Origin of the sequence: Helicobacter pylori (assembly GCF_006439795.1) — a bacterium.
Lineage (GTDB): Bacteria > Campylobacterota > Campylobacteria > Campylobacterales > Helicobacteraceae > Helicobacter > Helicobacter pylori_CR.
On the sequence record NZ_VEYL01000001.1, the window covers coordinates 222,551 to 244,028 of the forward strand.

Consider the following 21,478-nt stretch of genomic DNA (forward strand, 5'->3'; position numbering starts at 1 on the left):
AAACAAAAGAGAGCCTAACAAGAAAACCCATGAAAATTAAAAATATCTTACTGAGTGGGGGGAGTGGCAAACGCTTGTGGCCTTTAAGCCGTAGCCTATACCCTAAGCAATTTTTAAAGCTTTTTGACCATAAAAGCTTGTTTGAATTGAGTTTTAAAAGAAACGCTTCCTTAGTAGATGAAACGCTCATTGTGTGCAATGAAAAACATTATTTTTTAGCCCTAGAAGAGATAAAGAATGAAATCCAAAACAAAAGCGTGGGTTTTTTACTAGAGAGCTTGAGTAAAAACACCGCTAACGCCATTAGTTTGAGCGCTTTAATGAGCGATAAAGAAGATTTGCTCATCGTTACGCCAAGCGATCATTTGATTAAAGACCTTCAAGCGTATGAAAATGCGATAAAAAAAGCGATTGGTTTAGCCCAAAAAGGTTTTTTAGTCACTTTTGGCGTGAGTATTGACAAGCCCAACACGGAGTTTGGGTATATTGAAAGCCCTAACGCTCTAGATGTCAAGCGATTCATTGAAAAGCCAAGCCTAGAAAAAGCGATAGAGTTTCAAAAAAGCGGAGGGTTTTATTTCAATAGCGGCATGTTTGTTTTCCAAGCGGGCGTTTTTTTAGACGAACTAAAAAAGCATGCTCCTACTATTTTAAAGGGGTGCGAAAAAGCGTTTGAATCTTTAGAAAACGCGTATTTTTTTGAACAAAAGATCGCTCGTTTGAGTGAAAAGAGCATGCAAGATTTAGAAGACGTGAGCGTGGATATTGCCTTAATGCAGCAAAGCCACAAAATCAAAATGGTAGGATTGAACGCCAAGTGGAGCGATTTAGGGAATTTTAACGCTCTTTTTGAAGAAGCGGCTAACGAGCCTAAAGAAAATGTCAGCCTGAATCAAACGCCTGTTTTTGCCAAAGAGAGCACAAACAATTTAGTGTTTTCTCATAAAGTGAGTGCTCTTTTAGGCGTTGAGGATTTAGCGGTCATTGACACTAAAGACGCTCTTTTAATCGCTCATAAAGATAAGGCTAAAGATTTAAAGGCTTTAGTGAGCGAGATAGAAATAAATAACCAGGAATTATTACAAACGCACACTAAAGTCTATCGCCCTTGGGGGAGTTATGAAGTCTTGCATGAGAGCGGTTGTTACAAAGTTAAGATTTTAGAAGTCAAACCAAACGCTAGGCTTTCTTTACAAAAGCATTTCCACAGGAGCGAACACTGGGTGGTGATTAGCGGGATGGCGAGCGTGGAATTAGATCACCAATCGTTTGAATTGCAAGCTAATGAGTCCACTTATATCCCTAAAAACACCCTACACCGCCTGGCTAATTACGGCAAAATCCCTTTAACCATCATAGAGGTTCAAGTGGGCGAGTATGTCGGTGAAGACGATATTGTAAGGGTTGATGACGATTTTAACAGACAGAATCAAAACGCCTAATGAAAAGATTTGATAAATAAAATTTAATAAAGGAACAATAATGAAAGAAAAAATCGCTTTAATCACCGGGGTTACCGGGCAAGACGGGAGCTATCTGGCTGAATACTTGCTGAATTTGGGCTATGAAGTGCATGGGTTAAAAAGACGCTCTTCTAGCATCAACACTTCTAGGATCGATCATTTGTATGAAGATTTGCACAGCGAACACAAAAGGCGTTTTTTCTTGCACTATGGGGATATGACCGATAGCTCCAACCTCATCCATTTGATCGCTACTACTAAGCCCACAGAGATTTATAATTTAGCCGCACAAAGCCATGTGAAAGTCTCTTTTGAAACCCCAGAATACACCGCTAACGCTGATGGTATTGGCACGCTAAGGATTTTAGAGGCCATGCGGATTTTAGGCTTAGAAAAGAAAACGCGCTTTTATCAAGCCAGCACGAGCGAATTGTATGGCGAAGTCTTAGAAACCCCACAAAATGAAAACACCCCCTTTAACCCACGAAGCCCCTATGCGGTCGCTAAAATGTATGCCTTTTACATCACTAAAAATTACAGAGAGGCTTATAACTTGTTTGCGGTTAATGGCATTCTTTTTAACCATGAAAGTAAAGTAAGGGGCGAAACTTTTGTAACCCGCAAAATCACACGAGCCGCTAGCGCGATAGCGTATAACTTAACGGATTGCTTGTATTTAGGGAATTTAGACGCTAAAAGAGACTGGGGGCATGCCAAAGATTATGTGAAGATGATGCATTTAATGCTCCAAGCGCCCACTCCACAAGATTATGTGATCGCCACAGGGAAGACCACGAGCGTGCGCGATTTTGTGAAAATGAGCTTTGAATTTATTGGTATCAATTTAGAATTTCAAAATACAGGGATTAAAGAAATCGGTTTGATTAAAAGCGTTGATGGAAAAAGAGCAAACGCTTTACAATTAAACTTAAGCCATTTAAAAACAGGCAAAATCGTGGTGCGCATAGATGAACGCTATTTCAGGCCTACTGAAGTGGATTTGCTCTTAGGCGATCCCACTAAGGCTGAGAAAGAGCTAGGCTGGGTTAGGGAATACGATTTAAAAGAGTTGGTTAAGGACATGTTAGAATACGATTTAAAAGAATGCCAGAAAAACCTTTACTTGCAAGATGGGGGCTATATTTTAAGGAATTTTTATGAATGAGATTATTTTAATCACCGGCGCCTATGGCATGGTGGGGCAGAACACGGCGTTGTATTTTAAAAAAAATAAGCCTGATGTTACTCTACTCACCCCTAAAAAGAGCGAATTGTATTTGTTGGATAAAGACAACATTCAAGCTTATTTGAAAGAATACAAGCCTACAGGCATTATCCATTGCGCCGGGAGAGTGGGGGGCATTGTCGCTAACATGAACGATCTTTCAACTTACATGGTTGAGAATTTACTCATGGGCTTATACCTCTTTTCTAGTGCTTTAGATTTGGGCGTGAAAAAAGCCATTAATCTGGCGAGCTCTTGCGCTTATCCTAAATTCGCCCCTAACCCTTTAAAAGAGAGCGATTTATTGAACGGCTCTTTAGAGCCAACGAATGAGGGCTACGCTTTAGCCAAACTTTCTGTGATGAAGTATTGCGAATACGTGAGCGCTGAAAAGGGCGTTTTTTATAAAACTCTAGTGCCTTGCAACCTTTATGGCGAGTTTGACAAGTTTGAAGAAAAGATAGCGCACATGATACCAGGGCTTATTGCTAGGATGCACACCGCTAAATTAAAAAATGAAAAAAATTTTGCGATGTGGGGCGATGGCACGGCTAGAAGAGAGTATCTAAACGCTAAAGATTTAGCGAGATTCATCGCTCTCGCTTATGAGAGTATCGCTCAAATCCCTAGCGTGATGAATGTCGGCTCTGGCGTGGATTACAGCATTGAAGAGTATTATGAAATGGTCGCTCAGGTTTTAGACTATAAGGGCGTGTTTGTGAAAGATTTATCCAAACCAGTGGGCATGCAACAAAAGCTTATGGATATTTCCAAACAAAAGGCTTTAAAGTGGGAATTAGAAATCCCTTTAGAGCAGGGCATCAAAGAAGCTTATGAGTATTATTTGAAGCTTTTAGAGGTTTGAAATAAAATCAAGGCTCTTATAGAGTTTAAAAACGCTTTGCCATTAGGTGTTAGGCTAGCGGTTTTACGATATTGTGCTTATCAATTCGCTTCAAAAAGCTTGAGCCATTAATGGGGGTTTGGTCGCTTCGCTCTCAATCTCAAGCGCTTTCAAAAAGCAAGGCGTGTTGGTATTTTAATTTTTCATAAAGAGCTAGGGAGTGGGGGAAGTGGGGGCTTTTTTTATGAGATTAACCACTGCTTGCTTTAAATCAAAACTTGTATTTTACAACCAGTAGCTACGATTGGCATGAGATTTATCTTTTATATGAGCAGGCAATTCCCTCTATTGAATTGAATGTTTTGGATTTTTATGCTGTCTGTTTTTAGAGATGATTGCTAGTTGGTTTTTACTTTCCAAAATCCCAAGTCCCTTTATCAGTCTCTATACTGACTTCTTTTATATGCTGATAACGAAGTATATAAAATTGATAGCTATCACCAAATCTTAGCGTTTTATTAATCTTGAAATAAGGAAGTCCATCGTTATCACAATTCCCACGATTGATTTTTGCACTCAATATAGTGATACTATCAACATTTGAAATGATGCTTATCCAATAAAGGCTGTTCCTAAAAGTTACTTCTATGTCTATTGGTGGTTTTTCACTACCACTACACTCCACAAAAAACACAGCAAACCCAAAAATGACTGCTAATACCAAGCCCGCTTTTTTATAACCCGCCACTAACACCCTCTTATTGTAAGTTTTCTTTCAAATAGCTTGAGTTTAGTAGACTTAGACTTAGCTTAGGCAGACTCTAAACTATTTTTAGGGCAGGCTTAAAACGATTAAAAAATGACGGCGTGTTAACAAATCCTAGGCAATAATTCGCCCTCTGATACCTCTAAAATCCTTTCAAAACCCCATGCGTTCTTTAAAACCACGCTAGGATAAGGGTTTTCAAGCACTTCGCCAATCACGCAAGCGTTTTTAGCTTTTTCGTTACTTTTTAAAATTTCTAAGGCTTTAGGAGCGTCTTTTTGATTGAGCGCTAACACAAACACCCCCTCATTGGCTAGCGCGTAGGGTTCTAGCCCTAAAATCTCACAAATCCCTTTCGTTTCTTCTTTTAAGGGGATTTTTTCTTCTTCTATAACGATTTTCACTCTGGAGCTGTTCGCCCATTCATTCAGCACGCTCGCTAACCCGCCCCTAGTCGCATCTCTTAAAGCATGAATTTTGAGATCGCTTAAAAATAGGGGTTTTAATAAGGGATAGAGCAGCTGGCAATCGCTTTCTAGATTGGTTTTGAGCTTGATTTCATGACGCATTGCAAACAGGCTTGCCCCATGATTGGCGATAGTGTCGCTTAGGATAATGGCTTGGCCTTGTTTTAAATGGCACGAAGAAATCCCTGGCTTGATGATTTTACCAATACAAGTTGTATTGATAAAAAGCCTATCCACGCTCCCTTTTGGCACGACTTTAGTGTCTAGGGAGAGGAGTTTTAAGTTGGCTTTAAACAATTCTTTTTGTATGGATTGTAAAATTTGTTTTAAAAGAGGGATTCCTAAGCCTTCTTCTAAAATAAAACCGATATTCAAATACAAAGGTTCGCCCCCTTGCACGCTCACGTCATTCGCGCTCCCGCAAACGCAAAGCTTGCCTATATCGCCTCCATTAAAAATCAAGGGCGTGATGACAAAACTATCCGTGCTAACGCAATATTCCCCATTGGCTTCAAATTTAGGGGCGTCTTCATCAAACGCAATAATCCATTCTTTTAAATAGGGCATAAAGACTCGCTCAATCAAAGCGTTTGTTTCTTTCCCTCCGTTCCCGCATGCTAGAGTTACGCTATCCATTTTTATCCTTTTTTAATGATTGTAGGGTTGAAATACGCCATTAAGGCTTGACCGACAGGGATACTGCTATCGTTAGGGGGGAAATGCTTGTGGAAAAAATACTGCCTTTTTAGCCCCCTCAATCGTTGGGCTAATTGTTCGCACAACAATTGGTTGCAAAACACGCCCCCACTACACACCACCACATGCTCTTTAAAAGGCGCGATTAAAGCGCTAATGATTTCTGTTAAGCTGTTAAAAAACTTCTTAGCGATGCGTTTGGGTTCTAAAACGCCCAAATCCTTTTCAAACGCTTGATAAAAATCTTTCAAACACACCACGCTGTTTTTGATTGTAAAAGGGTAAAAAGCACTCTCATCGCTTTGTAAGGCCAGATTTTCTAAAACCTGCCCGCTCTCTGCTTCAAAGCTAATCGTTCCTGTTAAATCCAAACTAAACGCTACTATATCAAACAAACGCCCTATGGAATTGGTAGCGACGCTTTGAATTTTTTTGTCATGCATTTGCTGGAAAATTTCTAATTCCTCTTCTTTAAAATGTTTTTGAACGCGCTTTAAAAGCTTGTTGAGTTGGTGTTTTAAAGCGATTTCTAAAACCAAGCGTTTAGGCTCTTTAATCGCTTTTTGCCCCCCCAAAAGCCAAAATTCTTCAAATCTGGCCACCTCTTCAATGCGCTCCAAATCCCCCACAAAACACTCCGCCCCATAAATCTTATTTTCGTAAGCCCCACTCCCATCCCAGATGATACCTATAAAGGGGTGGTTTAAATGCGGATCTTGTAACAATGCGTCTAAGACGCTCGCTAAAAAGTGGGCATGGTGGTGCTGGACTTGCAACAAGGGCGTATTAAATTCAAAAGCCATTTTAGTGGTGGTGTAGTTTTTATGCTTGTCGCAAGCTAAGAGCGTGGGTTTAAAATCATAGGTTTTTAAGAAAAAATTCAAGGTTTCTTTAAAGTGTTTTTCATTTTCTAAAACGCTCAAATCCCCACAGAAAGGCGAGAGTAAAAGAACAGAAGTTTCACTATCCAATAAGCTAAAATGCCCTTTTTGCTCCGCTCCAAGCGCTAAAATCTTTTTTGGCGAACAATTAGAGCGTTTAGGCAAGGTGAGGTAAAGGGGGGCAAACCCCCTAGCCAAACGCATGGGGCGAATGGCGTTGTCTATGCATTGCACAATGCTGTCATCAATCCTGTGAATGATAGCGCGATTGTGCGTGAGCTTAAAATCAAAAATGAAATGAAGCGAATCGATCTCTTTTTCATCGCTCGCTAAAGGGAGGGAGTTGAAATTCGCACTCGTGAACACAATAGGGAAATCCAATAAATCCAGTAATAAAGCATGCAAAGGGGTATAGGGCAAAATCACGCCATAAAAGGGGGAGTTTTTGGCGATATTGGGGGCTAATTGGGTGTCAGGTTTTTTATGCGCTAAAAGAATGGGGGCGCTTGTAGAATTCAGGCTCTCGCATTCTAACGCGTTCAAAAACGCATGCTGTTTGGCTGATTTTAAGTCTTTAAACATGAGTGCAAAAGGCTTTAGGGGGCGGTTTTTTAAAAGCCGTAATCTTTCTATGGTTTGAAAATTCCTCGCATCGCACAAGAGAGCAAATCCCCCCAAACCTTTAAGAGCGATGATTTTACCCTTTTGAATGTCTTTAGCGCATTCTAAAAGAGCGTCATCATTTTTGAATCGCTTATAATTGAGCTCGATACCGCACTTTTTGCAGCTGATGCCTTGAATGTGGAAGCGCTTATTGGTAGGGTCTTGATAGATAGAAGCGCAAAACTTACAGAGCTTGAAAGGTTTTAAGGCGGAATTTTCTCTGTCATAGGGTAAAGCGTTTAAAAGGCTGTATCTCGCCCCACACTTCGCGCAAGAATTGAAAGCGTAATGAAAATAGGGGGAGTTTTTATCTCTGATTTCATTCAAGCAATCCTTGCACACGCCTAAATCTTTAGGGATTTGACTGAGCAAATTTAAGGGGTGGTTCTTGCTTTCTAAAATCCTAAAATCATTGAATTTAAGCGTCTTATCATAAGGGCTGATAATGATTTTTTCAACCAACGCTAAAGGAGGTAATCCCTTTTTTAGGGCGTTTAAAAAAGACTCTGTTTTATGAGCGGGTAAAATGATTTCTAAAGCCGCTTGGGTGTTACGCGTAAAGCCTACAAGCCCTAATTTTTGAGCCAGGGTATAAACAAAAGGGCGCATGCCCACGCCTTGAACCACGCCAAAAAGCGTGATTTTGTTCAATAAAGTTGCATCGTTACACAATGCAAACTCCCATGCTGTTTGATTAAAGTATTGCAATCAACTCCTATCACTTCTAAGGGCGTGTGTTGTCTTAAGGTTTCTAAAATGAGCGCGTCTTTATGGTCGTTGTAGGTGGGGACGATTAAAGCGTTATTGCACAATAAAAAATTCACATAAGTCGCCGGTAAGCGTTGTTGGTTTGCATCATAAATGGCTTTGGGGATTTCTAGGGGGATGAGTTTATAAGGCGTGCCGTCTAGTTTTTTAAAGGTTTTTAATTCTTCTTGCATTTTTTTTAAGGCTGTGTAATGCTCATCGTTTTCATCTTCGCATGCGCTATAAACAATGGTGTCTTTATTTAAAAAGCGAGCGAGCGTGTCGGTATGGCTATCGGTATCATCGCCTTTTAAATAGCCATAAGAATACCACAGCACTTGTTTAGCCCCTAATTCCTTTTTAAGCATGTTTTCTATTCCATTTTGATTCAAATGGGGGTTACGATTTTTTTCTAGCAGGCATTGGGTGTTGGTTAAAATGCTCCCGGCCCCATCGCTTTCTATGCTCCCGCCCTCTAAAACATAGGGCATCGTTTTTAAAGGGTGTTTTAAAAACCCTAAACTTTTGAGCTTGAAATTCACCTGATTGTCTAAATTGGACGGGTATTTTAACCCCCAGCCATTAAAGCCAAAATCCAAGCACTCTAAAACGCCATGATTTTCAACGCTGATCGCTCCAAAATCCCTAGCCCATGTGTCGTTAGTGTCAATCCTTGCGATCTCTACACCGGGTAAGTTTTTAAGCGTTTCATAACCGATAATGTCGTTAGTGTGGACGCACACTAGCACTTTGGCGTGTTTGGCTATGGTTTGAATGATGTGTAAAAAGCTCTCTCTGGCTTCTTTGATACAATACGCCCAATCGCCAAACTCATGGGGGAACGCCATTAGAATCGCTTGGATTTTTTCAAACTCCGCTAACATTCTTTTCATTCAAAATATCCTTTTAAACAACTATAACACAATCTCATTCAAATAGCGTTTTTAAAACAGATTCAAACGCTTTTGTGCGGTTTGAAAATATTCTTTTTCTGATTCTATGCCGATAAAATTTCGTTCTAAATTCTTGCACGCTAAGCCGGTGGTGCCGCTCCCCATGAAAGGATCTAGCACGATGTCATTAGGGTTTGTGTGGATGGAAATGATTTTTTCCATTAAGGCTAGGCTTTTTTGCGTGGGGTGTTTCACTCTTTCAAGCCCGCTCACCACAGGGCTTTTTAAGATCAATGGCCGTAAATATTTTTCATTTTTGGGTTTATTAAACACCCACTTGGCTTTCTTTTTAACCGCCCACAGGGCAAATTCCGTGTCCTGGACATAGCGCCGGTGGATGTTTCTTGGCATGGGATTAGTTTTAACCCATTGGATAAAGTCTTTGACCACAAAGCCGTTTTCTTCTAAAAAATCAGCGATATAGCTTATAAACCTGTAAGAGCAAAAAATAATTATGCAGCCGTTTGGATTGACTAAGGGGGCGTAGTGCTTGATCCATTCTAAAAGCTTGAAATTTTTATCCCATTCCCCAAAATCTATGCCTTGCCTTTTAGCACTCTTTAGGGTGGAAAAATTGTTTTTAACCGAAATGTTGTAAGGAGGGTCTGTGATGATCGCATCCACTTTTAAATTTTGCTGGTGAAAATCCTTGATGATTTCAAAAGCGTCAGCGTGATAAATTTGTATCATTTTCTTAAGCTTTTTAAGATCGCTTTGCCTAAGGCTAGGGCTAGAAGAGGAGGCACAGCGTTACCGATTTGCTTGCAAACGCTCGTTTTATTGCCATAAAAAATATAATTACCGCTAAAACTCTGTATCCTGGCGGCTTCTCTGGGCGTGGTAGAGCGGTGCAATTCGGGGTGGGAGTTGGTGCCATTACTCGGGGTGTCAAAGCGTGTGTCTATGGTGGGGCTGATTTTATTCCAATTCAGGCGCCCCCATGTGCTTTTGAATTGCTGTTTGCCATGCAAGTTTTTAGGCAAGCATTCTTTGCCTTGCTCTTTATTGATGAGCTTTAATTTCTCTAATGCGGCTTGCGAGTGGTTGGTGGCTTGATGGTTGTATAATTTAGGGCTATCTTTTCGCATTAAAGCCTGATAGCTTGATTGGATAGGGTTTAAATAATCGCTCTCAAACGCCCCCTCATTAGAACAAAGATAAGCCAAATCGCTTATGGTCTCTTGAATATTCACGCTTTGAGAAGGCTCTAAAAGATTGAAATCAAAACTAAAACGACTAGCCCCTACAATAAAAGCCCTCTCTCTGTTTTGAGGCACGCCATAATCTTTAGCGTTTAGGATTTGATAGCTTAGTTGATACCCTAAAGCGTTCAATCTTTCTTTGATTTCTTCTAAAAAATAGCCTTTAGCGCAAGAGATTATGTTTTTCACGTTTTCAATGATAAAAATTTCTGGTTTTATGGCTTTGACTATTTCTATATATTCTAAGAATAAAAAATTCCTAGGGTCTTTTAGCCCTAAATTTTTCCCTTTATTAGAAAAGCCTTGACATGGAGGCCCGCCAATGATCATGTTGATTTCTAATTTTTGAGCTAGCTTAATGACTTTTTCTTTAATGTCGGTTTGAGTGATGTCCCCACAAACACCTATGGCGTTTTTATGGTTGTTTTCAAAAGTGATTAGGGCTTGTTTATCGCAATCTAGCCCTATTAAAGCGTCAAACTCCTTTAAATATTCTAGCCCAGCGCTAAAACCCCAAGCCCCACAAAATAAATCTAAAATTTTATAATTCATTTCAAGCTAAATCTTATCAATAAGCGTTAAAAAATCATCGGTTTCAAAACGCAATTTTGCGAACTCCAAATTACCTTTATTGTGATTTAGAATGTTTCTAATCAAGCGTTTTTGAAACCCTTCTGCGCTAGCCCCCTTTTTTAAAGCCCTATGACAAGTAGGGCAAAGTTTAGCGAGATTTTCTAAAACATCTAATTCTTGGTTTTTGCCTAAAGAAATCACATGGTGGATTTCAGTGTAGTAGGAATTGGGATTTTGAGTGATTTGATATAAAGGTAAAGAAAGAAAGCTTCTTTCTTTAATGTCATAATCATCGCAGCATGCGCTGCAAACATTAGGCGTTGAAAGGCGGTAAAAATTGATGATTTTGCTATCTCGTTTAAACTCCTCACTATTTTGAATAAAGCCTAACTGTTCCCTTAATTCTTTAATTCTTTTTTTATCTAAATCTTGTTGATAAACATTCTTCAAATAAAAATGAGCGCGTTCTGTAAAGCTATTACCATGATACTTTGTTGTTGGTGGGTAGCTTAATTTATGATAAATACCATCATAAATAAGAGTGGTTTTAAAAACATGCTCAGCAATTCGCACTTTATAAGGGTTAAACAAACCGATATGGTGTAAATACCAATCCAAATAAATCCTGAATTGAGCGTTTCGTTGGTTAATGCCTTGCGCGTGTTCAGGTTGTAATTCCCTAAAATTGAAATTCAGTGCTTCGCTAGGGATAATGAAAAGATCGATTAAATAATGGAACTTGTTAAATTCTAAAGGGCTATGAAAGAAGTAATCTAAAGTTAAAAAATTTCGTTGCGTATCAATGCTGCCCCTGCTTTCAAAAAAGCCGCTCAAAAAGCGTTTTTGATTGGGGGTCATTGAATGAGAGCGGTTAAAAAAGTCGTTGTCTATAAGCAGGTTTAAAAGTTTCTTGTAAAAAGAGTTTTCGTCTAAATTTAAGTCGTTTTCTAAAATGAAAACAAAAGTTCCTTTGATCTTTGTAGCACTCTCTTGATTGGATTGCCAAATTGGATGTGCGCTTAAAGTGTTGAGAGCGTCTAAAACTTGCACTTTGCTTTTTTCATAGTCAGGGACAAATTTTGAAGACTTGTAAGAACACACCCCATAAATACGATCATTTTTAATTTGAAAACGGCTCAACAACACCCCTAAATTAAAAGGGTCAATATTATCATTTAAAAAGCGAGAAACAAGCAACAATAACCTTTCATTTTTTAAAAGGATTATAAAATAGCACTCATTAGTTTTTGTTTAAAGGTTTTATCATACTGCTAACAGAACATGATTTAAAAAAATTTCAATCTAAACTCTCATCAAAGAGCTTTAAGTTAAAAGACTTACGATATTGAATAAGTGCATAATTGGATTTCTTGGGAGTGTCATTTAAATTTTTAAACACATCATAGGGTTTTAGCATTCAAAAATAGATTTGCAAAAGAATACAATCATATCAATTAACATAGTGAGTTTTTTGACTCCATTTAAAAGAACACAAATTTAGGTATAAAGAAAACTTGTATCAAGTTTTATTGGAGTTATCTTGACCTGATACAATTTTAAAAAACAAGGAAATCATAAAAATTTTGAGAAACAAACAAGTCTTTTGTTATTGTTTCAAGCTTGTTTTTGCAAGCTTGGATAGCCAAATCAGAATTATCAATGCCTATAAATTTTCGTTGCAATAAAAACGCAGATTTTAAGGTTGTTCCAGAACCACAAAAACAATCTAAAACAATACTATCTTTATTAGAAGAGGTTTTAATGATTAAGTCTAATAATTGAGCGTTTTTTTCTGTAGGGTAGCTTGGATATTGTGGGTCTTTAAATTCCCAGATGTCTTGGACTCTTTTGCCAACTTGTTCTAAGGCATAAATTTTTTTTCTAGGGTTATTATTGTTAGAGTACTCAATCAAACCTTCTTTGTCCCAACGCTCAAGTGTGGCAATATCAGTGCGCCAATGCCGCCCTTTTGGAGGTAGCATGCCTTTAAATGCTTTAGAACATTCGCCACTTTCCACTTCTCCTGGAGCATGTATTGGAACGGTAGTGTAACGCCTTTTATCTTTGTCAATTTTAGGGAATCGTTTTTCTAAATCTTGTGGCGTATAAGGGATCTTAGGTTCGTTAAAAATGGGATTTTTTCCTTTAGAGTAAAATAAAATCATATCTTTTATGTTGCCATAGCCCATCCTTTTAAAATTTTTAGGATTGCACTTTATGCGTGTGATTTCATTTCTAAAATTTTGTATGCCAAATATTTCATCTAATATCACCTTAACATAATGCCCTATCTTACAATCTGTATGCACATAGATAGAGCCTTGTTCTGAAAGCAATTCTTTAAGCAATACTAGGCGTTGTTTTAAAAATTCTATAAAATCCATACCCACTACTTTGTCGCTATAAGCAATATCGCCATTCTTAGAATTGCTAATTGTGGTTGCTCTACCATTTGTGATAGTAAAATGATTGTTTGTAGCAAATGGAGGGTCAATATATATCAAATCTATTTTTCCTTTTAGGTTTTTATCATTCAATAAAAAAAGTAGAGCGATTGCATTTTCTGCTTGTATTAATAAGTTTTGCATTTCTCTCATTTAAATTTGATATAAAAATTCTCGTAACACTAACGCGCTCATAATATTATAGTTTCTATAAGTAGTATCTAGCAATTTACACATTTTATTATTGCTTTCAATATATAATACGCCATCTAAAATAGCCACTTTAATTGCTTTGATGTTAGGCGCTTCAATTGTGCTAATAGCGTCGTTAAATTGAGCGTTTTGGTGTCCTCCAAAATCAGTTAAAAATTTGGCTTCGCCAATAATATACTTTTTGTTAAACCTTGCCACAAAGTCTAGCCCTTTATGATGGTGATAATTTAAATGAGATTTGGCAAATTCTGCCATGACATTATCGTTTGCTTTTAAAATGGCATCGTTTTCATTCGCTATAAAATCATTTAAATCTACAGGCTCAACACCTAAAGATTTATTATTGATCCAATCTTTAAACATAGGACCGATTTGGCGGTTTGTTTCCTTTGGTTCACTGCATTTTTCAAAAATTTTATTAAGCCCCATTTCATACAATCTCCCACAAATACGATTGATTGTTCTTGGATTGCGTTCTAAGGCACTTTTATCCCGTTTTAAATAAGCCATATAACTATCTTTAATAGGGAATAAATCTAAATTAAGCAATTCAGTTATTAAGGCTAAATTGTCTTTTCGTTTAAAATGATATTCAACATTAGACCAAATTTTTGAATCAATCTCTCTCAAACCTTCTGGAATTGTAGGATATACTTGAAACAAGTCATCCAAATAGGAGCGTTGATTGGCGTATTCTATGCTTAGCTTTGTCCAATAATTCACCAATTTAACCTTTTTGAAAATAGTTTCACTGCATGGATTGTAACAAAAATATTGCTTAAATTTCTAAAAACAATTTTAGGATAAGAAGTGTTTTTGATTGAAAAATAAGTTGTTAAAGTTCGCTATTTTATCAAATAAATACAACCATTTTTAATTTGAAAACGGCTCAACAACACCCCTAAATTAAAAGGGTCAATATTATCATTTAAAAAGCGAGAAACAAGCAACAATAACCTTTCATTTTTTAAAAATTGATTATCTCATTATAGATCCTATAATCGCCATTCAAATTTTGATCTATCATAGTTCCTATATCCTAAAAACCTATAGCACCCCACTCCTGCCCCAGAAAATAAAGAAATATAGGTTAAGGTTTGATTGAAGAGCATAAGGGGGATTAGGGATTAAATCAAACTCATTTGAAGCATTAATGTTTCAAGCTCTCAATTTCTTTAAGCATGGTTTCAAAAGCCTCTTTAGTGCCTGCTCGCACGCTAGAAAACAAACTAAACACCACAATAGCTACGCTCGCTACAATAAAGCCCGGAACGATTTCATAAATATCCAAAAAGCTTTTGCCAAATTTATCGTATAAAATCACCGTGCTAGCCCCAGAGAGCATGCCAGCAATCGCGCCAATGCGCGTCATTCTTGACCAAAAAAGCGAGAATAAAATCACAGAGCCAAAACTCGCGCCAAAGCCAGCCCATGCGTAACTCACGATGCTGAGGATGCTAGCGTTTTTATCCGTTGAAATGAAAAAAGCGATGCAAGCCACCCCTAAAACCGAAAGCCTGGAAATGACCATCACTAATTTTTGGGGGGCGTTTTTATTGAAAATCGTCGCATAGAAATCTTCAGCAATGGTAGAAGAGCTTACAAGCAGTTGCGAACTGGCCGTGCTCATCACCGCCGCTAAAATCGCACTCAATAAAATGCCTGTGATCCAAGGGTTAAAGAGCAATTGACTCATCACAATGAAAATCTTTTCAGGGTCTTCTAAGCTTAAATCAAATTTATGTACATACGCAACACCTAAAAGCCCCATAGTGCATGCCCCAATCAAAGAAATAACCATCCAAGAAATCCCAATAGTGGTCGCTTTAGGCACATCTTTAATGGAGCGGATAGACATGAAACGCACTAAAATATGGGGCTGCCCAAAATAGCCCAACCCCCAAGCGAGGCTTGAAATAATGGCGACTACGCTAGAGCCTTGCAAGAAAGAAAGGTTTTCAGGCTTGATTTCCCTAATGATTTTAATCCCCTCTCCAATCCCGCCAATTTGGATTATCATAACGATCGGCACCACGATTAAAGCGCTCATCATCAAAAGCCCTTGAATCAGATCCGTCCAACACACCGCCTTATACCCCCCTAAAAAGGTGTAAGAGACAATGATCAGCGTGCCAATGCTTAAAGCGTAGTTGTATTGGATGCCAAAGGTCGCTTCAAAGAGTTTAGCCCCACTCACTAGTCCTGAAGAAATGTAAAAAATAAAAAAGATTAAAATCACAAAAGCCGAAATCAAGCGCAAGATGTGTTTGTCATCGCTAAAGCGCGTTTCAAAATAATCTGAAATGGTAATGGAATTAGCGATCACGCTCGTATAAATGCGTAAGCGTTTGGCCACAAAAACCCAGTTAATGAGCGCTCCTAAACTCAATCCTATGGCGATGTGTGAATTGATAAGCCCCCCCACATATAAGGCTCCAGGTAACCCCATTAAAAGCCACCCGCTCATATCGCTCGCCCCAGCGCTCAAAGCGCTAATCACAGGCCCCATAGAGCGATCGCCTAAGAAATAATCCTCAGTCGTTTCGTTTTGTTTGTAAAAATAAAAACCAATATAGAGCATTAGCAGCGAATAAACGACAAACATCGTAACAATAGGGGTGCTTAAAACAACATGTCCCATTTTAATCTCCTTATTTAATACAATATTTATTTTTTAGCACAACATGATTTGTGGCAAGTGGGTTGCCTTAAAACCCTTGAGCCTAAATTCCCGTAACGATGATACGAAATGCTAACCGATCGCTCTAAGTGGTAATACAACAATTCAAAACGCCCGTTCAAGCAGGGTTTAGCCGTGGCTAAAACCATCCCTAAAGTGCTCGCTTGCTTGTGCAATAAATCCAAATCGCTTTTTAAATAACGGATACGATTGAAAGCATGCAATTTTTCGCTAAATTTTTGCAAGCTTTCATAAACAATAGGGGCGTTTGCTTGGAGCGTTTTTAAGCATTCTAAGAAAAATGTTAAATCCTTGTTCGTTCGCTCGTTTTCTATGCTAAGCGTTAAAGGGATTTGAGAAATGAGACATGCCAAAGCCACGCCCAACATGTCGCTTAAGGTGTCCTTTTCGGTGATGCGATAGCCCACGCTTTTAACCTTAGTGTAGGAAAAGAGATTGTCTTCGCCTCTGATTTTGACATAGTCTTTAGTCTGGCTAAATTCATGTTTATAATGATAAGCGTAGCTCTTTGCCATAAAAATCGCGTGCTTCAATTCATGCGTGTGTTCGTCATAGCCTTTTTGAGTCAAGCCCTCTAAAGCTTCGCTTAAGGGATTTTTTAGGGCGTGTTCATCTTCTTCATCTTGGTGGATATTCACAAATTGCGTGATATAGTTAAAAATGCCTACTTTCCTCCCAAACCCCACAGCGGATTTTTTAATCCCCCCAAAAGGTTGGCGCAAAACGATCGCTCCTGTGGTGGGTTTGTTGATATAGATATTACCGGCTTCAATGCGTTCTAAATAATATTCCCACTCCCTTTCGTCCAAAGACTCTAACGCGCTAGTTAGCCCGTAACCGGTAGAATTGACTATCTCTATCGCCTCGTCTAAATCTTGCGCTTTCATCACGGATAAAATGGGTGTAAAAAGTTCAGTTTGGTGCGTGAAATCGCCTTTCTTGGTGCCGTATTTGATGCTTGGCTTCATCAAATAGGGGTTATCATTCACAAAGCTTGCTGGGATTTCGTAATTTTCATAGCTTTTCAATTCATCTATGGCTTTGATGACCTTTTGATTAGGCTTGTCCGCTAGAGCGCCGATTTTGTTTTTGAAATCAAAAGGATCGCCCACGCTAAGGCTTAGAGTCGCGTCTATCAAAGTCTTTTTGAAATTCTCATCTTCATAGACTTCTTTTTCCAACACTAAAAGCGAAGTGGCAGAACATTTTTGCCCCGAATTGCTGAAAGCTGAATGGATAACATTTTTAATCGCTTGATCTCTGTCTGCCATTTTGCTCACAATGGTGGCGTTTTTACCGCCCGTTTCAGCGCTCAAGGCTAGAGTGGGGTTAGCTTCTAGCATTTTATAAGCGGTGTCTTCGCCTCCGGTTAAAATGGCAAACTGGATGCTTTCATCTTTTAAAAGGTGTTCGCTAATATCGCTCCCTTTAGAGGGCAAGTAAATGAGCGCATCTCTTGGCACGCCCGCATCCCAAAAACACTCACAAAGCTTATAGCCGGTTACGCTAGACAAACTTGAGGGCTTGTAAATCACCCGATTGCCAGCGGCTAGGGGGGCAGCGATAGTGCCTACAGAAATGCCCACAGGGAAATTCCATGGGGCAATGACCACACCCACGCCTTTGGGGGTGAATTTCGTTTTTGGGTTCTGCTCTTGTAACACCCTTAAACTATAAGGATAAAACTCTAAAAAGTCAATGGCTTCACTCACTTCAGCGTCCGTTTCAGCGAAAGTCTTACCCACTTCTAAAGCGGAAATCCCTACTAAATCGCCTCTTCTTTCTCTAAAAAGCTGGGCGGTTTGACTCAATAAAGCATGGATTTCTGTGAAGCTTTTTTGACTGAAACGGCTCTTATCGCTTTTAGCCACTTCTAGGGCTTTTAAAATCGCTTCTTTATCCGCTAAATGCACGCTGGCGATTTTTTTACGATGGATTTTATCAAAGACTTCTAAAAGGGTTAAATTAGGATATTCAAACCTCCCATCTATTTCTGGGTAAAGCTCTAAAATAGGGGCGTTATGCATTTTCTCGCGCACTTTTTTAGCCCATTCTCGGTTGGCTTTTAAAATAAAATCGGTATCGCTTTCGTTTTTAAAGGAGTGGTTTGGGTAGGTGGTATGGCCGGTTTGCTTGGCGTTTCTGTCTTGAGTCCTGTGGGTGGTATTGTCTAAAGTGGCGATTCCTTTAAGGCTGTTTAAAAAGCGTTGTTCTTGGTCTTTCCATTCGCTCGTGCCTACTTTGAGGTTGAAGAAAGCTTTCATGAAATTATCGCTTGAGGTGTTTTCATCTAGCCTCCTTACCAAGTAAGCGATCGTATTATTGAAATGCGCTTCATCGCACACCGGCGCATAAAGAATGAGCTTGTGCATCTCTTTTAATTCCTGGCTCGCTTGCAAGCTCATGCCCTCTAGCATTTCAAAGCTAAAATGCTCTAACACAACAGGGTCATTAAGGGCATGGATGCGCGTATAGACATAAGCGATTTCAAAAATATTATGACTCGCTGCACCGATATGAATGTATTTGTAATTATCGCCCTCTAAAACAAAATCCAGCATTTTATTGTAATTAGAATCGGTGTCTTGCTTATTGGAAAATGTGGGTAACGCCCAATCTTTCACGGAAGCGATCGTCTCTTCGCTCTCCATGTTCGCTCCCTTAACAAAGCGAATTTTAATAGGCTTTAACCCTTTTAAAACCCTTTCTTTAGAAAAAGCATGCAGTTTTTTCAAATACTCATAAGAATCAGGGATATAAGCTTGCAGCACAATACCGGCGTTCAAATCAAATTTAGCGATAGACTCCATAAACGATTCCACCGTAAGCTCTAAATCCCTAAATTCCTCCATATCCAAATTAATAAATTTAGGCATGCCTTGCTTTTTTTCTTCTTCTAAAGCTAAAGCGTAAAGAGCGTCTAATCGTTTGACAATCTCTTTTTTAGAGTATTCAAAATCAAGAATATTGATTTGAGAAAAAATCGTCGTGATTTTAATGGAAATGTATTGGATGTAGTTGGATTTTAGGGCTTGAGAGTATTTTTCAAAACGCGCATTAGCTTCTTCTTCGCCCAAAACTTCCTCGCCAATAAAATTCACGTTCAAAATGATTTTTTCATTCTTTCTTTTTAAAATCCGCTCTTTCAATTGGCCCTCTTCTTGCTCTAAAACCATCGCTTTCGTGTCGCTTCTGATTTTATTGACAAAGAAAGGCACGCTCATATCAGGGAGCATTTTCCCAAAGCTTAAAAACCCCATTAAAAGCCATTTTTCAAACGAAGAAAAAATCTCACGGCTTTTGTATTTGTCTAAAACATGCTCAATCATTTCAAAGCGGGCTTTATTATCCAAGCATCTAAAACTCCGATCCATAAGCTCTATGAGCATGACTTTGTTTTCAGGGTTGTTTAAAAGCTTTTGCATTTTAGAGTGGAACGCTTTTTCTTGATCGCTCAAATGGTTACTGATACTATCTTGCAGTTTTTTAGCTAATTCTAATGAATCGTCAATGATTTTTTGCATGAGCTTACCTTTTGTTTAAGAATTTGGCTTGATTGTAGCATGTTTTAAGCGGGTGGCTTTAAGTCTCATTTATTGGTAATGTTTTTTAATTTTAAATTTTGTTTCAGTGGTAATTAATTCTCATTCCAACCTTTTTGAGTTTATCACGCATTTTTACACAATGATAAGAATTTGAGTGATAATTTGTATTGTTTTTAGCTTCATTTACTTTTCGTTTAAAAATAGATTATAATATTCGCATCGTATAATTTAAAACCATTGAACGAAACGATTTTAAATTAAACGGATTGACAAAAATTTTACAAAACAAAGGATATAAAATGAAAACAATTAAAAATGGTATTATGATCGGCACACTCGGTGCGTTGTTATTGAGCGGTTGTTCTAGCTTTGATGCTCAGCGTTTCGCTTGTCTCCCTAAAGACCATTCTTCAAAAGACGCTTCTACCAAAAAAGAAGCACAATACATGCCTAAGGGCTTTTTTGACCCTTATTCTTCTAACTTAAACCACTGGGATTCTACATTCTAGGGGTTTATTAGAGGGGGCAAAAAAGGGGGGGAAAATAAAGCTCATTTTAAGTTTTCTCAAATTACAACAACAATCTTTTTAACATTGACATAATATAAAAGGAGATATTCTTATGAGTGGTGCTCATATTGTAGAAAATACGAATAATGAGAAAATAGAAAAACCAAATATTTCAAATCCCACTGCTTCCACCCCCCCCAATAATGAAGAGCTTTTAAAATCTATTACAGATCTTAAAGATCGCATTAAAAAATTAGAAGATCTTAAATTAGAAGACTTTGAACCCCTTAGAAAACCCTCTCATTTTATAGGCTCTTTCTTTTCGCTTGGAAAATCTTCTGACGACACCCAAGAAAACCCAAAAGACGCTTTAAAATTCACCAATTTCCACGAGAAATACACCAAGCCGACTGAAGCCACCGAGCTGAATAGCAAGATCGCCGGGTTATCCGCAGATAAAGAAAACCTAACCAATCAGCTTAACGCATCACAAAAACAAGTGCAAGCGTTAGAACAATCTCAGCAAGTTTTACAAAATGAAAAAACCGAGCTGACTGAAAAAAACAAAAATCTAACCACAGAAAAAGAAAGGATAGAAAGAGAAAATAAAACACTAACCACAGAAAAAGACAAGCTAGAAAGAGAAAATAAAACACTAACCACAGCGTTATCAACAGCGAAAAGCCAAGCCGAACAAACGAGCCAAAAACTAAACGAGTTAGAGCGAAGGCACGCTCCATACCAAAAATTAGAAAAACTCTATGAAGTCTTTTTGGAAGTCAAAGATCGCTTGAATTTTAATTTTGTAGCAACAACTCACAGCGCAATGGACTTGATCGCATCTGTTCTTAGCGATAGCAAATACTATTTAGAAAGCCTTTATAACAAAGCGAGCCAAGAATTAAGCGATAAGAGGAGCGATAAGGGCGAGAAATTAGCTGAATTGTTTGATTTGCTTTTTGAATACATTAAGGATAGTAAATTTGAGCGTTTGAAAGAGCCAAGCGCTTATGACTATTCATGCAAAACGCTATACCCAGAGCAAAACACTTCTCAAAAGATGCAAAGAGTGGTCTTAAGAGGCTACACATACGACAAAAAAATAGCATGTTACACTATCGTGGATATGGGATCATAAATGGGAAAGCTTATTGAAAAATGGTTTGGCTTCTCTCAAATCAGAGAAGAATTAGAAGCCCGCATTGGTGAGTTAGAAAATGAAAACGCCGAGTTGTTAAGAGAAAGAGAATACTTAACTGCAGAAACTAGCGAGTTAAAAGACGCTAACAATCAATTACGGCAAAAAAACGACAAGCTATTCATAACAAAAGACAAGCTGACTAAAGAAAACGCCACACTGACAACCGAAAACGACAAGCTATTCGCAGAAAACGAAAGCTTATCTGTAAAAATCAGCGGGTTAGAAAACTCTAACGATCAACTATGGCAATCTAAAGACAAGAGAAAGAGAATACTTAACTGCAGAAACTAGCGAGTTAAAAGACGCTAACAATCAATTACGGCAAAAAAACGACAAGCTATTCATAACAAAAGACAAGCTGACTAAAGAAAACGCCACACTGACA

General features: G+C 38.4%; 16 protein-coding genes and 3 pseudogenes. 6 read left to right on the forward strand and 13 right to left on the reverse strand.

Annotation, left to right across the window (positions count from 1 at the left end):
• The first annotated feature begins 29 nt into the window (after positions 1-29).
• From FIM66_RS01105 to FIM66_RS01115, 3 genes are read left to right on the forward strand one after another with little or no spacing between them, the layout of a single operon-like run.
• Positions 30-1,442, forward strand: a complete 1,413-nt coding sequence (locus tag FIM66_RS01105; protein WP_140474848.1) for a mannose-1-phosphate guanylyltransferase/mannose-6-phosphate isomerase — start codon at positions 30-32, stop codon at positions 1,440-1,442.
• Between the two features lie 40 nt (positions 1,443-1,482).
• A complete protein-coding gene (gene gmd, locus FIM66_RS01110; protein ID WP_140547946.1) occupies positions 1,483-2,628 on the forward strand; it encodes a GDP-mannose 4,6-dehydratase in 1,146 nt (381 codons plus the stop codon).
• Complete coding sequence (locus FIM66_RS01115) at positions 2,621-3,553, forward strand: GDP-L-fucose synthase family protein (protein ID WP_140547945.1); 933 nt, start codon at positions 2,621-2,623, stop codon at positions 3,551-3,553. The genes gmd and FIM66_RS01115 overlap by 8 nt, the downstream gene beginning before the upstream one ends.
• A gap of 388 nt (positions 3,554-3,941) precedes the next feature.
• Here FIM66_RS01115 and FIM66_RS01120 read toward each other — a convergent pair whose 3' ends face one another.
• The 13 genes and pseudogenes from FIM66_RS01120 to FIM66_RS01180 form a co-directional block, all read right to left on the reverse strand.
• Positions 3,942-4,226 (reverse strand): hypothetical protein, encoded by a 285-nt coding sequence (locus FIM66_RS01120; RefSeq protein WP_120927544.1) that lies wholly within the window; start codon positions 4,224-4,226, stop codon positions 3,942-3,944.
• A gap of 176 nt (positions 4,227-4,402) precedes the next feature.
• Positions 4,403-5,401: a hydrogenase expression/formation protein HypE gene (gene hypE / locus FIM66_RS01125; RefSeq protein WP_140599816.1), complete on the reverse strand. Its 999-nt coding sequence runs from the start codon at positions 5,399-5,401 to the stop codon at positions 4,403-4,405.
• A gap of 2 nt (positions 5,402-5,403) precedes the next feature.
• The gene (hypF, locus tag FIM66_RS01130; RefSeq protein WP_194149229.1) at positions 5,404-7,656 is read right to left on the reverse strand and encodes a carbamoyltransferase HypF; all 2,253 of its coding nucleotides are present in this window, start codon (positions 7,654-7,656) and stop codon (positions 5,404-5,406) included.
• Positions 7,653-8,645, reverse strand: a complete 993-nt coding sequence (locus FIM66_RS01135; RefSeq protein WP_140547943.1) for an agmatine deiminase family protein — start codon at positions 8,643-8,645, stop codon at positions 7,653-7,655. Before FIM66_RS01135 ends, hypF begins: the two co-directional genes overlap by 4 nt.
• A 51-nt stretch (positions 8,646-8,696) precedes the next feature.
• Positions 8,697-9,395, reverse strand: coding sequence for a DNA-methyltransferase (locus tag FIM66_RS01140; RefSeq protein ID WP_140547942.1), 699 nt, complete (start codon positions 9,393-9,395; stop codon positions 8,697-8,699).
• The gene (locus tag FIM66_RS01145) at positions 9,392-10,459 is read right to left on the reverse strand and encodes a DNA cytosine methyltransferase (protein ID WP_120927554.1); all 1,068 of its coding nucleotides are present in this window, start codon (positions 10,457-10,459) and stop codon (positions 9,392-9,394) included. The genes FIM66_RS01140 and FIM66_RS01145 overlap by 4 nt, the downstream gene beginning before the upstream one ends.
• A gap of 6 nt (positions 10,460-10,465) precedes the next feature.
• Positions 10,466-11,677 (reverse strand): HNH endonuclease, encoded by a 1,212-nt coding sequence (locus FIM66_RS01150; RefSeq protein WP_140490417.1) that lies wholly within the window; start codon positions 11,675-11,677, stop codon positions 10,466-10,468.
• Between the two features lie 359 nt (positions 11,678-12,036).
• Positions 12,037-13,068, reverse strand: coding sequence for a site-specific DNA-methyltransferase (locus FIM66_RS01160; protein ID WP_140490415.1), 1,032 nt, complete (start codon positions 13,066-13,068; stop codon positions 12,037-12,039).
• A gap of 9 nt (positions 13,069-13,077) precedes the next feature.
• On the reverse strand, positions 13,078-13,860 hold the full coding sequence (locus FIM66_RS01165; protein ID WP_140490413.1) for a restriction endonuclease: 783 nt from the start codon (positions 13,858-13,860) through the stop codon (positions 13,078-13,080).
• Between the two features lie 134 nt (positions 13,861-13,994).
• Positions 13,995-14,087: pseudogene (locus tag FIM66_RS08290) on the reverse strand (DNA cytosine methyltransferase); the annotation flags it as partial.
• A 90-nt stretch (positions 14,088-14,177) separates the two neighbouring features.
• Positions 14,178-14,249 (reverse strand): annotated as a pseudogene (locus FIM66_RS08295) (DNA cytosine methyltransferase); the annotation flags it as partial.
• Positions 14,250-14,287: 38 nt separating this feature from the next.
• Positions 14,288-15,778, reverse strand: coding sequence for a sodium/proline symporter PutP (putP, locus tag FIM66_RS01175; RefSeq protein WP_140599818.1), 1,491 nt, complete (start codon positions 15,776-15,778; stop codon positions 14,288-14,290).
• Positions 15,779-15,804: 26 nt separating this feature from the next.
• Positions 15,805-19,362 carry a bifunctional proline dehydrogenase/L-glutamate gamma-semialdehyde dehydrogenase gene (locus FIM66_RS01180; protein WP_140599819.1) on the reverse strand — a complete coding sequence of 1,186 codons (3,558 nt, stop codon included), beginning with the start codon at positions 19,360-19,362 and terminating at the stop codon, positions 15,805-15,807.
• 320 nt (positions 19,363-19,682) lie between these two features.
• On the opposite strand from FIM66_RS01180, the gene FIM66_RS01185 reads away from it, so the two are divergent.
• The 3 genes and pseudogenes from FIM66_RS01185 to FIM66_RS01195 form a co-directional block, all read left to right on the forward strand.
• Entirely contained in the window at positions 19,683-19,892 is a 210-nt protein-coding gene (locus FIM66_RS01185; RefSeq protein WP_000848998.1) for a hypothetical protein, read from the forward strand.
• A gap of 307 nt (positions 19,893-20,199) precedes the next feature.
• Positions 20,200-21,030: a hypothetical protein gene (locus FIM66_RS01190; protein WP_140498849.1), complete on the forward strand. Its 831-nt coding sequence runs from the start codon at positions 20,200-20,202 to the stop codon at positions 21,028-21,030.
• A pseudogene (locus FIM66_RS01195) lies at positions 21,031-21,354 on the forward strand (coiled-coil domain-containing protein); the annotation flags it as partial.
• Between the last annotated feature and the right edge of the window lie 124 nt (positions 21,355-21,478).

Bases quoted from the DNA above. Each gene is read 5' to 3' on its own strand.
- FIM66_RS01105 (WP_140474848.1), top strand. From the start codon at position 30: ATGAAAATTAAAAATATCTTACTGAGTGGGGGGAGTGGCAAACGCTTG.
- gmd (WP_140547946.1), top strand. From the start codon at position 1,483: ATGAAAGAAAAAATCGCTTTAATCACCGGGGTTACCGGGCAAGACGGG.
- FIM66_RS01115 (WP_140547945.1), top strand. From the start codon at position 2,621: ATGAATGAGATTATTTTAATCACCGGCGCCTATGGCATGGTGGGGCAG.
- hypE (WP_140599816.1), bottom strand. From the start codon at position 5,401: ATGGATAGCGTAACTCTAGCATGCGGGAACGGAGGGAAAGAAACAAAC.
- FIM66_RS01135 (WP_140547943.1), bottom strand. From the start codon at position 8,645: ATGAAAAGAATGTTAGCGGAGTTTGAAAAAATCCAAGCGATTCTAATG.
- FIM66_RS01140 (WP_140547942.1), bottom strand. From the start codon at position 9,395: ATGATACAAATTTATCACGCTGACGCTTTTGAAATCATCAAGGATTTT.
- FIM66_RS01145 (WP_120927554.1), bottom strand. From the start codon at position 10,459: ATGAATTATAAAATTTTAGATTTATTTTGTGGGGCTTGGGGTTTTAGC.
- FIM66_RS01160 (WP_140490415.1), bottom strand. From the start codon at position 13,068: ATGCAAAACTTATTAATACAAGCAGAAAATGCAATCGCTCTACTTTTT.
- putP (WP_140599818.1), bottom strand. From the start codon at position 15,778: ATGGGACATGTTGTTTTAAGCACCCCTATTGTTACGATGTTTGTCGTT.
- FIM66_RS01180 (WP_140599819.1), bottom strand. From the start codon at position 19,362: ATGCAAAAAATCATTGACGATTCATTAGAATTAGCTAAAAAACTGCAA.
- FIM66_RS01185 (WP_000848998.1), top strand. From the start codon at position 19,683: ATGAAAACAATTAAAAATGGTATTATGATCGGCACACTCGGTGCGTTG.